Below are 12,370 nucleotides of genomic sequence, written 5' to 3'. Positions count from 1 at the left end.
CAAGAAGAACCCGATGTCCTCCCGCGCCAAGACAATTCAGATATTCCTCCCTTCTGGAGACCCCCAAGGAATTCGCCAAGCGGAAATCACCACGCGCATCGTGAGAGTCATCGACGTGCCGCGCGCTCTTTTGAAGGAGTTCCTGGCGATGCCCGAGGCCGCCGGTGGCGCGGTGTACTTCCTATTCGGAGACGCGGAGGAGGCCGCAAAGCCCCTCGTCTACATCGGCCAGACAACCGACCTCAAGAAACGCTTGGTCGAGCACCAGAAGAAGAAGGATTTCTGGCAGCGCGTCGTGGTCCTGCTCAGTCGTGCGGAGAGCCTGACGACGACGCATTCGCTCTATCTGGAGCGACTTTGCATTCAAAAAGCCAAGGAGGCGGGCCGTTGCGTCATTGAGAACGACACCAACGGCAACAAGCTGAATACCTCAAAGCCGCTCGAGTCTGAGTGCGACGAGCTGTTCGATACGGGGGAGACCCTCATGAGCACCCTCGGCTTTTTCCTGTTTGAGAAGCCGGGGGCTGTTGAGAGCAAAACCAACCTCGAGCTCTACTATTGCAATGCAGCAGGCACTGACGCTCGCGGCCATTACACAGCTGAAGGGCTGGTTGTTTTGAAGGGCTCAAAGGCCCGTCTGAGCGTCACCGACAGTTTCAAAGACAAGAGCTTTCACGTGAAGCGCCAAAAGTTGGAAGCAGCTGGAGTGCTCAAGCAGGAGGGCGAGCATTTGATTTTCACGCAGACCTATCCGTTTCCGACGCCGAGCGCTGCCGCTGCAATCGTGGTTGGCAACAACATGAACGGCTGGAAGACTTGGAAGAACAAAGCGGGGAAGGACCTCGACAGCGTCGTCCGCCAAGTGACCTAGCGCACCCGCGGGGCCGGTGGCGGCCGCTCAATGCCCGGTGTCGAGGGTAGACGACGCGGCGTTCATTGAAGCGCTGAGGCTGCAGCCTCCCTCGTCCGAGCAGCCATATGGCGATTGAACGAAAAACTTCTTTCCGCCCGACTGTTGACGAGCTCTGGCGCTCGGGTGCGACCTCCTTCGACGGCGGCGGTGTCAGGCAGCCACTCAGGGGCCGTTAGCAGACACCAACGCGGCCAAGTTACGCTTCTGTTCTGCCAGGATGCCGGCAACGGTCGTCCGCGGCCCGACGGGCTCGGTGATGGTTACGACAACGCCCATCCCATTCACGACGGTCATCGATTGCGTCTGTACGAGGAGCGCCGGATTCGTACGCCCGCGGGCCTTGACGGTCGCGAGTCCGTAAATCCCGTTGCGGTCGACGTCGGCTATCCCGAGCTCCTTGCGCTCGGTGACATTGGGGTGCCCCGACATTCGCATCCACGCTTCGACCTGACTGCGAACACGCTCGCGCTCAGGAGCCTTGCCCGCTTGCCCCACGGCCAGGTCCCTGACTGTGTTCTTCATCGGAGCTGGTTTTCCGTCCTTCTGCATGAGAGCAACCATGCCGAAGGACACGTCACCGTCATAGCCCGGGTCCTTCCGCAAGGTTGGCAGGCTTGGGCAATCGACGACCGCAAACAGCAGCCGCAGCTCCGGGCCGAGTGTCGGAGCGATTCCCTTACGAAGCACCGCGTCGGGCCCGTGCTCCTCGAGCTTACAGAAGCCAGGTGGGATGGGAACCTCGAGCCGGACCCCGTCAAAAGAGTAGTTCTCTGCACCCGCGCCCCCTGCAAACAAGGCGAGCGCCAAGCCGCGGACCATCGCCTGCTCCCAAGCCTTGACCTTCGTCTTCATCTTCACCATCGTCGACCCCTCTTGTTGGCAGCGGAGCCTAGCAGCTTCGAAGCCCGGCACCTCGCCAGCGGCACGTTTTCGAGGCGCGCGACCACGCGGCCAGAAAAAAAGCAGCCCCCGGAGGAGCTGCGAACAGACTGTGTCAATGAGCGACTGGGAACTCGTGAAACCCGACGTGCGGACGCCTGGACGCTGCTGCCTCGAGAGCGGGTTTCAGGTACAGCAGCCCCTCCTCTTCGTACTGCGTGTTGGCCAGCGCTTTGCCTTCGGCTTCCGCGAAGTCGAAGAGCGCGTCGACGAGGAGTTTGGCAACGCCCTGGTTGCGTCGGTCCTCACGAACACTAACGAAGGTGATGGTCATCGCGCCGGGAATGCGCGTCGACTCCTCCTTCAGTGCGGCCAGGCCGATGACTTGCTCTCCGTCCATCGCAGCGATGAACGAGCGATGCCGGGCGGTGTACGGGTCGAAGTAGACCAGGCTGGTCTCCATCTCCTTGAGCTGTCCGGCGAAGACTTGGTGCTTCTGCTCGCTTGTGCGAAGAACGCGTGTTTGAATCATGTTGAGCTTCCTTGAGAGTGGCCTTCCAGGTGTAGAGACGAGCTGGGCTAGGGGCTCGCCAAGTCCGGGCGTCATGGCCTCCGAAGCACCACCTGCATTCCGCTGGGCATATACGCCCAGAAAACCAGAATGCCAAGTGGAATTGGTTTTTTTATCTCAATCCCGACGGTATATTGGCCAGCGACACCCAACCGACGAAGGTCGGGTGCACGGACTACTGCTGGTGAGGCAGCGCTTTCGCCTTCGACAAGACGCATGCGTCTTATTTCTTGCGCTTTGTCTCTGTACCGATGACGAATGGCGAGGTAGAACCGTTCTTCAGGATACGAATCGCTGCGGGCCGACAAGGCGGCCGTTCCCTGCGTGTACCCGCGGCAAAACCTCGGGCCCATTGGAGCTTCTGGCATGGCCACGTTCAAACGGATTCTCGGACTTTGGGTGACCCCCGACTTCTCTCAGGTAGAGAAGGGGCTAAGACCTCCGCCCTACGTGAACTACAACCAGGTCGACTTCGTCGGCTTGGCGCATTTCTTCGAGGAGTTCAACAACTGTGGTGAGCGGGTCAAGGTTCGCTTCGCCAACGACGCTGTCGACCAGGTAACGTTGCACTTCAGGGCCCTGGGCGGCAAGCCCGAGTCCATGGAGTGCAAGGACTTTGCAGAAGCGCTCCTCGCGGTGGCCAAGGGCGCCAAAAGCCCGGTCGATGTCCGCGCTTCGTGGGTGCAGTTGCATAAGCTTCAGGACCGTACGCACGCGCCCCCGCCAATGCTACTCATGTTCGTCGTAGAAGGGGGCTTCGAGGCGGTGATGCTGTGGAGTCAGCAGTTGGGCATGCGGCTCAACATCAAGGCTGCCAGCCCGATGATGCTCATCATGGGCAACGCCCAGGAGAGCGACTACCGAGGGCGACTTTCCCCTGACCTGATGAAACGGCTGGAAGCAGACTTCGGCATTCCCTTCAAACGACCCGCCCTTCTGTCCGCGCTGGCATCCACGGCGCCACCTGCTTGGGCACAGCAACCGGATTAACGGCAACTGCGGAAACCGCCGTCGCCACCTGAACGGCTCCGCTCGGCCACGCGAGTGCTTTCGCGGCTGCGAACTCTTGCTCTGACGGAGTCGGCCGCGCTCAACGGGATTTCGCCGTAAGGTGGGGCAAAAACACGTCCAAGAACTCGCTGCAGGCAACCTGCGGGTTGTACGTCGCACCAACCGGCAGGTAGTCCGCCATATCATTGAGAAACTTCTTTGAACCCATTCGCCGCAGCAATTCAGACTTGACGTCATCCGCGGTGAATGTGCTTCCCTCCTGGGCCATGTAGTAGCGGAACGCTTCCGCTACGCGGGCTGGCTGCACTCGGGCGACGGCGCCTTGCGCCTGCGATGCGGTCCAGGCCCACCAAAGGTCGTAAAGGTCGCGGCCGTGCTCGCGTTGCAGTAATGCGCGCAGCTTCGTCCCCAGCATCTCGTCGAGGTCGTACGAGGGGACGAGTACCGAACCGACGCCGCCTCCTGCCAACGGCATCTCGATAGGCACGGTGGTCAGCGGGTACAGGCTCGTCTGCTCGTTCAGATTCACCTCGATTTTTAGCTTGGCCTGGGCGGCCAACAGGCTTGTTGGCCCATAGACGTAGGTGACCCGTGCAATTTCCGACTTGGAGAGGAAGTTCCGAACTGCCAGCGTTACCGTTGTGCGAACAACCTCCGAGGGCTCGCCCAGCAGCGGCTTGAGCGCCGTGGCAATGTCCGCAGAGATGCCACTCCTTGACCGTTTCGCCGTGAGCACAAGGTCGATGTCCTCCGAATATCGACTCGCCGGAGCCAGGTGTCCTTTGTGAAGAACGGTGCCGCCGCGCATGGCGAGTTGCTTTCGCAGCTTCTCGTCCGCGAAGATTGCGCCTACGGCTTGGCTGAGCAGGTAGTCCTGCTCCACCATCAAGTCGTCGCTCCATGGTGCCTTGGAGCGCCAAGGCACAATTTCCTTCAGGGGTATCAAGCGAGCTCCGAAATACTGTTTCTTTGATGCAGGGTGTGCTCCACGCCCCACGTTGAATCGTGCAACACGCCCGACGGCGCAACCTTGGCTGGTTCCAGGGGCTGCGACGCCCGGTGCCGTCCAGTCAACCAGCTCTTGAGGACATGGCTTTGCTCCCCTAACTTGAGCGTATCGAGGACGAAGCCAAGGCGCTGAACTGCCGGCACCTGGTCGAGCGCGTCCAGGGTTTGCAAGAGCGCATCGGATTTCAATGACGGCGCGAGGTCCTTGGCGATTCGAGCGACCGACTCGATGCCACCAACCTGGGACTGATGTCGAACCAGGTCCAGGAGCGTCGCTTCGCGGGTACTGACCCGTAGACGCGCCACCGGCGTGGTGACGTAGTCGACCGGTGTCTTGTCTATGGACTTCTTCACGGTGAAGTCCAGGCGCAGGCGGCCTATGGTTTGGGCGCGCCGCGGCCGGCTAACCATCACTTGGGTGGCTTGCAGCGCATAGTGCGCGGAGCCCCAATGCCTGGCGGCCGACAGCAACGCAAGGTAGTAGTGTGGCTCGACATCCTTCAAATAGTCGTCCAGCCACCACTCGACCGGAGGCGCCCCAAAATGGCTGTGCTCGGGCGGAACGATGAGCCATGTCGAAGGACGCTTCGTAGCCAGGGTGACGAGGCCTTGTTGAGCGACACGCCGAAGCGCCGATTTCATCGCATCGCCACCTGGCTCCCGGCCCGTGAGCTTGGCCAACTCGTCGGCACGCACGAGGTAACGAGCCTGGGCCTGGATTTTGCGCAGGGCAGGCTCGAGACCTGCACGGCGAGTGTCTGGCTGAGACAGGGGCGAGATGGGTCTCATGATTTTATGCGAATAGTACCGTACTAAGGCGCTTTTCGCAAACGATTTAACATTCTGCCTCCCACCGCAAGGCCTTAGGCCTCGACCGTCACCGCATTGGCTCAGGAGTGCTGGAGACCAACGGTTCATGGTGCGGGGCGGTTTGGCGGCCCACGGCGAGCGGGGTGCCCAGACTGTCGTACCACCAGGCATCCGCCTCGATGCGCGTTCTCCAAAAGTCCATGCTGACCTTGACCATTTCGTCGTGCCAGAACGCCAACGACTCAGGGCTCGGCTTCCCCTTCGCTACGATTGAAGCGTTCGTATCTGTGAAAAGCTCCTCGGTCGGCTCCAGCACGAACTTGCGAAGCGACATATCGGCCTCGACGATAATCAGGCAATAGAACGGGTTCTTCAGAAACCGTTCGAAGACCGCGGCGCTGGCAGGCGCGGACTTTTCGATTGTGGCCAGCGCACTGTGCACGTTTCGTTCTTTGGCTACTTCGCGTAGCCGCGCATAGCGCTCCTCCCTCTCCTTTGGAGTCGCCATTAGCGGGACCGGCCGCATGAGGCCAAGCACACCTGCTGCCTGCAGGTACTCGAGTGCGCCATTGATGGCGGCCCGGACATCCCGACCCGGAAATCGCTGGAAGAGCCGCGACGGCGCCTCGTGAATGCGGTCGATGTAGATGACGCGCCGTCCATCAAGCGCGTAAAGCGCCTTCTCGCGGTCTGCTTCCAGGGCCAAGGCCAGGAGGGATGCAACCATGCTGACGTTGACCGGCTCAACTACACGCGGGTGGGGGGCACCAGCGATTTGAAACGAGAGCTTGGACGTGCCAACGTAGGGTGCCTCATAGCGCAACGACGACTCCAGGCTTTTCGTCCGCAGGTCAACGAGCATGGGATTGCCCAGCACTTTAGGAAGCTTCATTAGTATTTGGACCGTCTCTTGGGGCAGCACGAGTACATCCGACAGAGGTACACGCCTGTCCAAAGGCATGCCATACACCGATGAGACGAAACGTCGGTCGTGCTCCGTCTCGTGGTCGAAAATTTCGAGCTCGCCAAAGGCCTCGTTCGGGTCTAAGACGACCCTGGGCTGTCGCGGTGGAGGGGGCGGGGCGGGAGGTTGCGGTAGTTCCGCCTCTGCCGCCGTCCCCTTCGACTTTGCCACCCTCCGGACGGCCCCGGGTTCGGTGCCAGGCATGTATGCACCCAACCTGCCGGTGCGCACGATGAAGACCTGACCTCCGGTGTTGTGCTTGTAAATGAGTGGCGAATCTGCAGGAATCGTGCGCCAGTGAACACCGTCAAGGTTCTCCTTGATGGCCTCCAGGAGCAGGTGGGCCGTACCGTGCGCGTCGCGTTCTGACGTCAGTTCGCTCAGCCATTTCTCAATCTGGGTTGCATTGGCCGGCTCTCGGCGCGTGCTGTGGATACCAAGTAGCCAGACGTGAAACGGTGCCACCGCATGGTCACCTTCTCGCCAAGTGAAGCCGTCCAGGTCCTGCGCGCCGGCGGGAAGCAAGGGCGATGCCTCGTCGTAAATAAGAAACCCTGCGTCACGAAACAGCCTGCGCATCTCCGTGCGGGACCTCAGAAAGCGCTGCTGGCCGTCTCGGCATTCAGTAAGCCCCCCTACCTGCGGCTGCTCTCCGAAGTCAGGGGGGTGCCCCGTTTTACGGAAATAGCGCAAGTTACTCGTCACAACCAGCATCGACGCGGACCTGCCAGGTTCGTAGCGCTGTCCAATCTCAGCCAAGAGTTTTGCCGGGTCCTTGATGTGGTCAAAGAGTCGGACGGCCAAAATGAACTGTGGGCGCTGTCGCAGATGCCCAATAGGGGCCAGCGGGTCATCGCCCTCCAGGTTGTGAACCGTCACCGTCATTGTGCTTCGTCAGCTGGACGGATTTCAAGCATTCGGCGGAGGAGTCGATGCCGATGTACTCGACGTGCCCTGCCTGGGTCAGCCGCGTCCCCAGAAACGCGTCTCCGCAACCAAGGTCCAAGACGACGTCGGTTTGCGTCCCCAACCAGAAGCGCGTCGGCCATATCTCGTCTGGACCCCGGCCGAACCGAAGCCCCTCTTCGCAAAGCCGGCGCCAGCGCTTCATCGCGCCGTGAATCGAGGTGCCCTCGCGCCTACCTTGGATGTCGTACGAGAGGAGGCCAAAGACGATGTGGTCGATAAGCAGGCGCCTCCAATTGTCTGTGACGTCCTCTTTCACCTTGCCCGCCGCCTGCGCCTTCACGTCACCCCCGCACTCTCCGGCGCCGGCCGAAACCTTGCCGGTCTTCGCTTTGCGCGTCGCCATCGCAATCTCCTTCCACGGATGTCAGGTCCAAGCGGCACATTCTGCCGAGAGAACTGGTTTTCTGATAACGAAAGTTCTCCGGCGAACGCGCTTGCGGGGGAGTTCGTGTGGCACAATCCGGCCCGCGCATCCAAAGCGCCTGGCTCGCGCTCGTTCGCGACGCCTCCTCCGGAACCCGCCGTCTAAGGGTTTGCCTGGATAACCACTCCCTGCAGCGCCTCTTCCCGCCCGGGGCCTCACGCTGTCGCGACACGCCAAATCGTTTTAGGTGGCACAGCGGGACAGCGTGTAGTTTTAGGTTGGTCGGGCGAACCCACTAAAGGCTATCGAGCTTCCGAAAAGCTGTTTAGGCTCTCTCCAGCACGCACCACCCAACTGGAGATTGCCACCATGCCCAATCCTCAAGTCCTCCGCTTCGCAGGCCGAGTCCTCGGCCTGGCACTGAGAAACCGCGCCGTCGCGCGCGCCGTCCAGAGCGTTGTCGTTCTGGCGGGCCTGGCTATCGGAACTATCTTCGGCGGTGGTCACGGCGGCGGCCATGCCGGTGGCCACGAGCCGAACACCGCCCCGCCGCCGGCGCACATCGAAAAGCACGTCGAGCCGGTGGTGCCGCCGCGCCTCGAGGCGCGTCTCGAGGGCCCGCCGCGCAAGACGGCCGTCAACCATGACGCTACCCAAGGAGATGAAAAGTGAGCTCCCGTATTACCCTCTGGAACGCCGCCACCCTCATGGCCGAGTGTGCGCACAGCGCAGGTGTCGTGGGCGTGGCCAAGGGTCTGCTGGCCTGTAACAACTTGGCGGACACCACCGCTGTCATCGACCTCCACGCCGTGTTGTCCGTCTACGTTGCCGTGAAAGTCGGGGTTCACTTGGCGGGGCGAGCCCATCAAGGAAGCGTTGCAGGCAAGGCTGGCACGACGTGGAGCGCACACGCCGGCATGGGCCGGCAAGGTTGGCCGCATCTTACGCAGCGTCCTGCCGCCGGCCCAGATTCGATTCGGCAGTTTCTGGGGCATCACGGACTGCCTCGCGCAAGGCGCGATTCTCAGTCCACTCATCATGTGGGCCTGGCACACCCCGCAGCTCGGCCTGATGGGCAGCGTCGCCGCCTTCGGGCTGATGGAACTGCTCGCGGGCATCACTGCCTTGGAAATTGCCCACGGGCTGAAGCACCCCGCCGTGCAGGAGCCACACCCTCATTAGCGCAAAAGCGCTGGCGCAGGCAGGTCCTGATGCAGACGAGCCCCTCTTGTGGGGCTCGTTTCATTTGTGCGACAGCAAGGCACTCGCAAGATGATGACGGCGCCCGCCCGCAAAGGAAAGCCAGCCCACAAGGGGCTGACTGAAGCGGGGTTAACGGCGGCGGCCGACGAACGCCTAATCCAGGGGTTTGATTTCGTGAACAACACCATCAATGAAGGACACCATCCGGGTCCGGTACGCCCAGACCGCGGTTCGCCCGTTGCCCGACGTCTTGAATTCAGGTTTGCCCCAGTCGCTGCGCAGCACCTCAGCCATTGTGAACCCCGGCTTAATGCCAATCTTGCGGAAGTGCCTGTCGAGCTCCACCTGGTGTTTGCGCGACGCGGCGGTCGCCACCTTCGGGCGTATTGAGTACAAGCCGGGCATGTCCAATGCGATGGCCGTGGAGGGGCTCACGGACTCCTCGAAAGTGTGCACCTCCACATAGGCGACCTGCCCGTCAGTGAAGCGCACCCGGTAGTGGCAGAACATGCTGTTTGCGCGGCACGTGAGCCTCACGTCTTTACGTTCGTCATCGGGTGCCACCACCGCTTCTACAACGAACTCACGGCGCGCCGGCAGCGCAATAGCATCCTTGCATTCGGGGCTGCACTTGGTGGTCGGCCGGGGCGTGAATCGAGCGAGCCGCAAATTGAAAAATAAGGCCGCCTTCGTCATGTACCCGTTGTCCTTGGCTACTAGGTACGCTTTGCCGATGCGCGTGAACACCTCTCGAGAGTCGGCGACGTCGGAAGCAGTTACCTCGTCGTCGGCGCGCGCGCTCGTGACCAGGACGGATGCAAACAGAAGCAGCGCGAAAGTGGGCAAGCGAACCTTTAGATGAATCACGGCTTAAATCATTTCGTCGTTGTGGTCGTGAACTATAGTGCAGCCTGCTTACTTTTGTACACACAGACCCTCCTAGCTTGCGCGCCGCATCCGGAGGACGGTTCCCACCCCCTGGGCGGCGCTGGCTAACTCTTCGGGCAGCCCGCCGTGAACGAGCGGTGTCCAGAACCTATCGATTCCGGCCCCCCTTGTGGGCAACTCGCTTGCCCCGGTCTTCGACCGTGCCAGCCGCACTGGCGGTCATGTTCTTGACGGTGAGCTTCTCCGTCGAGTACTCACCTGCGACGCCGCGAGCGACGTTCCCAGTTAACGCCTCCGGCCCCGCTTTTCGCCAACGGCTAGGCCCGAGCTCCCGATTCCTATACCTCGAAGGACTAAATCAAAGGTATACGAATATGGACAAGCTTTCCAAAGCGGCTGTCGATGTCTCTAAAGTAACGGTTTCCGGTTTGTCCGCCGGCGCGTACATGGCCCATCAGTTGCTGGTCGCCTACAGCGACGTGTTTTCCGGGATGGGCTCTATCGCCGGCGGTCCGTTCCTCTGCTCGAACGGCTCTCTGTACGGGGCACTCTCTGCGGGCATGCGCGGCGGACCCGAGCTCGACGTGGCTCGCCTGGCTTCAAAGGCGCGGTACCTCGAAACGGTCGGCGCCATCGCCGACCTCGAGAACCTGGTAGACGCCCGGATTTGGGTGTTCCGCGGCACCGAAGACCAGACGGTCCTTCAGGGTCCGACCGACGGCCTGGTGGAATTCTGCGAGCGGTTCACCGCCAAGGGAAATGTTCGTTACGTAAACAATGTGCCGTGCGCGCACACGATGCCCACGGATTCCTTCGACGCGAAGGCACTGTCGCCCTATCGGGAGTCGTACATCAGCAACGTCGGCTTCGATGCGGCTGGCCAGATGCTCAAGCACCTGTACGGGCCCTTGAGGTCGCGAACGACGCCTCAAGGCCTCCTGGCGCGATTCAGCCAGAACGAGTTCTTGCGACATCCGACGCTGTACGGAATGGGCGAGACCGGGCTGGTCTACTACCCAACCGCTGCCCTGCGCGGTAAGCGCTGCAAGCTGCATGTCGCCCTCCACGGTTGCGAGCAGTCCGAGTACAAGTTGGGAGAGCTGTTCGCCACGCATGCTGGCTACAACGAGTGGGCGGAAGCGAACGACATCATCGTCCTGTACCCTCAGGCGTACCCGACGATGAGCCCCTTCCTGTTCAACCCCAAGGGAAGCTGGGACTGGTTCGGGATGCTCGACCAGGCCTACTGCACGCGACAAGGACGCCAGCAATGCGCCATCCTCGGAATGGTCGACCGGCTCACCGGAAAACAGGTTTCCTCCAACGGCGCTCTTCGCGACGTGCTTGACGCTTCGCACTTGAGCCCTTGGTTGGCATAACGATTCCTTCTTCACACGCTCCCTGGCCTGCCCGTGGAGCGTGTTTTCTTTTGCCGAACTCCCGGGATTGGCAGAATGCGCGGTCAACAGCGTGGACGGTCATGAAACTTTCGACAGCGCAGATTGGAAGATGCGGCGAGCTCCTGGTCCAGTACGAACTCCTTGCTCGAGGCGTCGAATCTGCTCCCATGAGCACCGACACGGGCATTGACCTGGTCACCTATTCGTCTGCTTCGGCACAGCCCGCCACCGTCCAGGTGAAGACCGTGTTTGCGGCCAAGCCTGGCGGGGGCAAGGGGGCCTTGTTGCTCGACTGGTGGGTCCCGTCGACCACGCCGGCGCAGCTCGTTGCGCTCGTCGACATGTCGACACCCCGCATCTGGCTCTTCACCAGGTCCGAGCTCATCGAAGCAGCGCAGCAGCAGCCCACGAGCGGCCTGTTGCACTTCTTCATGAAAGTCAGCCCCTCCCGCCGGCCGCGTGCTGATGGCAAGGCCCAGGACATCCAGGACTTTGAGCGGTTTCGACTCGAGCGCCGGATGGCGGAGCTGTTTGGGGACGACGGCCACCAAGCCAGAGACGGCCTGGTGCCCCCGGCGCTTGCGGAGCCGGCAGGGGCAGTCGAACCCGGCGAATAGCCCGGCGCACCCGCGGTGCTCCAAGCCGCAAATCCCGCCTTCGTACATCGAGGCAATGAAAAACCAGCCCACGGTGGGGCTGGTTGGAAGAATGAGTTCTTAACTCGAGCTTTGGAACGCCGCGGGAGCGCCCTGTTTGTCTGCCGGCAGGTCCAGTACACCGGCGCTCGCACGAATCGTCATGTTCGTGGTGATGCTCAGGTCAACGTCGGCCCGGTGGGGCGCGCCGTTCTCATAGACAGCAACGGCCACTCCGGTTTCCTTGTTCGTGATGATGTGGCGGCAACCGTCGTCTTGCACTTCGTGCAGTGAGGAGGCCCGCGCGAGCGCGACCAGCGTGGCGCGCTTCATTGCGGCCTATCAGCGAGCTCGGGAGGGATAGGCTCCGCCACTTGCGGCTTCGCGTAGGGCGTCGTACCGTCGTCGATGATGACCTGAGCGGTCGCCGGTTCGATATCCAGCTTCGCCTCGCCGCCGGCCAGGTAGACCAGCTGCTGCTCCGGGGTGAGCAGGCCGAACAGCTTGTGTTCGTCCACGAAGTAGCCGTACTGGTAGTCACGGTCCACGAAGACGCGCACGGTACGGTTGGGACGGGGGTCGAGCGTGCCAACGCTCTTGTGCTCAGTGATATGGATTTGCATGGGTGATTGGCCGAGGCCGTGAGTTTTCCTGGCAACGTATAGCCAATGCCCCGCGGCCCGTGATGCTGCCCGCGTGCAGCAAAGGCTCGGTGAGGGTGACGCCCGGCTGCAAATCGCGGAAAAGTTCACCCA

At 61.7% G+C, this 12,370-nt stretch carries 15 protein-coding genes; 6 read left to right on the top strand and 9 right to left on the bottom strand.

The window, feature by feature from the left end; all coding sequences use genetic code 11:
• Positions 1 to 13: 13 nt before the first annotated feature.
• Entirely contained in the window at positions 14 to 871 is an 858-nt protein-coding gene (locus WDLP6_RS28790) for a GIY-YIG nuclease family protein (protein WP_162570787.1), read from the top strand.
• Positions 872 to 1,075: 204 nt separating this feature from the next.
• On the opposite strand, the gene WDLP6_RS28785 is transcribed toward WDLP6_RS28790, so the two are convergent.
• The gene (locus tag WDLP6_RS28785; protein WP_068674513.1) at positions 1,076 to 1,774 is read right to left on the bottom strand and encodes a hypothetical protein; all 699 of its coding nucleotides are present in this window, start codon (positions 1,772 to 1,774) and stop codon (positions 1,076 to 1,078) included.
• Between the two features lie 133 nt (positions 1,775 to 1,907).
• Complete coding sequence (locus tag WDLP6_RS28780; protein ID WP_068674515.1) at positions 1,908 to 2,324, bottom strand: GNAT family N-acetyltransferase; 417 nt, start codon at positions 2,322 to 2,324, stop codon at positions 1,908 to 1,910.
• 405 nt (positions 2,325 to 2,729) lie between these two features.
• Here WDLP6_RS28780 and WDLP6_RS28775 point away from each other — a divergent pair, with 405 nt between their 5' ends.
• Complete coding sequence (locus WDLP6_RS28775) at positions 2,730 to 3,353, top strand: hypothetical protein (RefSeq protein WP_068674517.1); 624 nt, start codon at positions 2,730 to 2,732, stop codon at positions 3,351 to 3,353.
• 100 nt (positions 3,354 to 3,453) lie between these two features.
• On the opposite strand, the gene WDLP6_RS28770 is transcribed toward WDLP6_RS28775, so the two are convergent.
• The 4 genes from WDLP6_RS28770 to WDLP6_RS28755 form a co-directional block, all read right to left on the bottom strand.
• Positions 3,454 to 4,260 carry a nucleotidyl transferase AbiEii/AbiGii toxin family protein gene (locus tag WDLP6_RS28770; RefSeq protein ID WP_162571146.1) on the bottom strand — a complete coding sequence of 269 codons (807 nt, stop codon included), beginning with the start codon at positions 4,258 to 4,260 and terminating at the stop codon, positions 3,454 to 3,456.
• Between the two features lie 56 nt (positions 4,261 to 4,316).
• A complete protein-coding gene (locus WDLP6_RS28765) occupies positions 4,317 to 5,171 on the bottom strand; it encodes a type IV toxin-antitoxin system AbiEi family antitoxin domain-containing protein (protein ID WP_068677399.1) in 855 nt (284 codons plus the stop codon).
• An 88-nt stretch (positions 5,172 to 5,259) separates the two neighbouring features.
• Complete coding sequence (locus WDLP6_RS28760; protein WP_162577745.1) at positions 5,260 to 7,041, bottom strand: hypothetical protein; 1,782 nt, start codon at positions 7,039 to 7,041, stop codon at positions 5,260 to 5,262.
• Positions 7,007 to 7,468: a class I SAM-dependent methyltransferase gene (locus WDLP6_RS28755; RefSeq protein ID WP_068677395.1), complete on the bottom strand. Its 462-nt coding sequence runs from the start codon at positions 7,466 to 7,468 to the stop codon at positions 7,007 to 7,009. Before WDLP6_RS28755 ends, WDLP6_RS28760 begins: the two co-directional genes overlap by 35 nt.
• A gap of 390 nt (positions 7,469 to 7,858) precedes the next feature.
• Here WDLP6_RS28755 and WDLP6_RS28750 point away from each other — a divergent pair, with 390 nt between their 5' ends.
• Both WDLP6_RS28750 and WDLP6_RS28745 read left to right on the top strand, forming a co-directional pair.
• Positions 7,859 to 8,161 carry a hypothetical protein gene (locus tag WDLP6_RS28750; RefSeq protein WP_068677393.1) on the top strand — a complete coding sequence of 101 codons (303 nt, stop codon included), beginning with the start codon at positions 7,859 to 7,861 and terminating at the stop codon, positions 8,159 to 8,161.
• Between the two features lie 204 nt (positions 8,162 to 8,365).
• Positions 8,366 to 8,671 (top strand): hypothetical protein, encoded by a 306-nt coding sequence (locus WDLP6_RS28745; RefSeq protein ID WP_068677391.1) that lies wholly within the window; start codon positions 8,366 to 8,368, stop codon positions 8,669 to 8,671.
• A 174-nt stretch (positions 8,672 to 8,845) separates the two neighbouring features.
• On the opposite strand, the gene WDLP6_RS28740 is transcribed toward WDLP6_RS28745, so the two are convergent.
• Positions 8,846 to 9,559, bottom strand: coding sequence for a hypothetical protein (locus tag WDLP6_RS28740; RefSeq protein ID WP_068677389.1), 714 nt, complete (start codon positions 9,557 to 9,559; stop codon positions 8,846 to 8,848).
• A 395-nt stretch (positions 9,560 to 9,954) separates the two neighbouring features.
• Between WDLP6_RS28740 and WDLP6_RS28735 the strand changes: the two genes are divergently transcribed.
• Both WDLP6_RS28735 and WDLP6_RS28730 read left to right on the top strand, forming a co-directional pair.
• Positions 9,955 to 10,959, top strand: coding sequence for an extracellular catalytic domain type 2 short-chain-length polyhydroxyalkanoate depolymerase (locus WDLP6_RS28735; protein WP_068677387.1), 1,005 nt, complete (start codon positions 9,955 to 9,957; stop codon positions 10,957 to 10,959).
• A 188-nt stretch (positions 10,960 to 11,147) separates the two neighbouring features.
• A complete protein-coding gene (locus WDLP6_RS28730) occupies positions 11,148 to 11,597 on the top strand; it encodes a hypothetical protein (protein WP_146039507.1) in 450 nt (149 codons plus the stop codon).
• Positions 11,598 to 11,696: 99 nt separating this feature from the next.
• On the opposite strand, the gene WDLP6_RS28725 is transcribed toward WDLP6_RS28730, so the two are convergent.
• Both WDLP6_RS28725 and WDLP6_RS28720 read right to left on the bottom strand, forming a co-directional pair.
• Positions 11,697 to 11,948, bottom strand: a complete 252-nt coding sequence (locus WDLP6_RS28725; RefSeq protein WP_068677384.1) for a hypothetical protein — start codon at positions 11,946 to 11,948, stop codon at positions 11,697 to 11,699.
• The gene (locus WDLP6_RS28720) at positions 11,945 to 12,238 is read right to left on the bottom strand and encodes a hypothetical protein (RefSeq protein ID WP_068677382.1); all 294 of its coding nucleotides are present in this window, start codon (positions 12,236 to 12,238) and stop codon (positions 11,945 to 11,947) included. Before WDLP6_RS28720 ends, WDLP6_RS28725 begins: the two co-directional genes overlap by 4 nt.
• Between the last annotated feature and the right edge of the window lie 132 nt (positions 12,239 to 12,370).

The organism is Variovorax sp. PBL-E5 (assembly GCF_901827185.1).
GTDB lineage: Bacteria > Pseudomonadota > Gammaproteobacteria > Burkholderiales > Burkholderiaceae_C > Variovorax.
Note: the sequence above shows the minus strand (reverse complement) of the source record. Positions and strands in the feature narration are given on the sequence as shown.

Coding starts and splice junctions, on each gene's coding strand:
- WDLP6_RS28790 (WP_162570787.1), top strand. CDS start 14: ATGTCCTCCCGCGCCAAGACAATTCAGATATTCCTCCCTTCTGGAGAC.
- WDLP6_RS28785 (WP_068674513.1), bottom strand. CDS start 1,774: ATGGTGAAGATGAAGACGAAGGTCAAGGCTTGGGAGCAGGCGATGGTC.
- WDLP6_RS28780 (WP_068674515.1), bottom strand. CDS start 2,324: ATGATTCAAACACGCGTTCTTCGCACAAGCGAGCAGAAGCACCAAGTC.
- WDLP6_RS28775 (WP_068674517.1), top strand. CDS start 2,730: ATGGCCACGTTCAAACGGATTCTCGGACTTTGGGTGACCCCCGACTTC.
- WDLP6_RS28770 (WP_162571146.1), bottom strand. CDS start 4,260: ATGGTGGAGCAGGACTACCTGCTCAGCCAAGCCGTAGGCGCAATCTTC.
- WDLP6_RS28765 (WP_068677399.1), bottom strand. CDS start 5,171: ATGAGACCCATCTCGCCCCTGTCTCAGCCAGACACTCGCCGTGCAGGT.
- WDLP6_RS28760 (WP_162577745.1), bottom strand. CDS start 7,041: ATGACGGTGACGGTTCACAACCTGGAGGGCGATGACCCGCTGGCCCCT.
- WDLP6_RS28755 (WP_068677395.1), bottom strand. CDS start 7,468: ATGGCGACGCGCAAAGCGAAGACCGGCAAGGTTTCGGCCGGCGCCGGA.
- WDLP6_RS28750 (WP_068677393.1), top strand. CDS start 7,859: ATGCCCAATCCTCAAGTCCTCCGCTTCGCAGGCCGAGTCCTCGGCCTG.
- WDLP6_RS28735 (WP_068677387.1), top strand. CDS start 9,955: ATGGACAAGCTTTCCAAAGCGGCTGTCGATGTCTCTAAAGTAACGGTT.
- WDLP6_RS28730 (WP_146039507.1), top strand. CDS start 11,148: ATGAGCACCGACACGGGCATTGACCTGGTCACCTATTCGTCTGCTTCG.
- WDLP6_RS28725 (WP_068677384.1), bottom strand. CDS start 11,948: ATGAAGCGCGCCACGCTGGTCGCGCTCGCGCGGGCCTCCTCACTGCAC.
- WDLP6_RS28720 (WP_068677382.1), bottom strand. CDS start 12,238: ATGCAAATCCATATCACTGAGCACAAGAGCGTTGGCACGCTCGACCCC.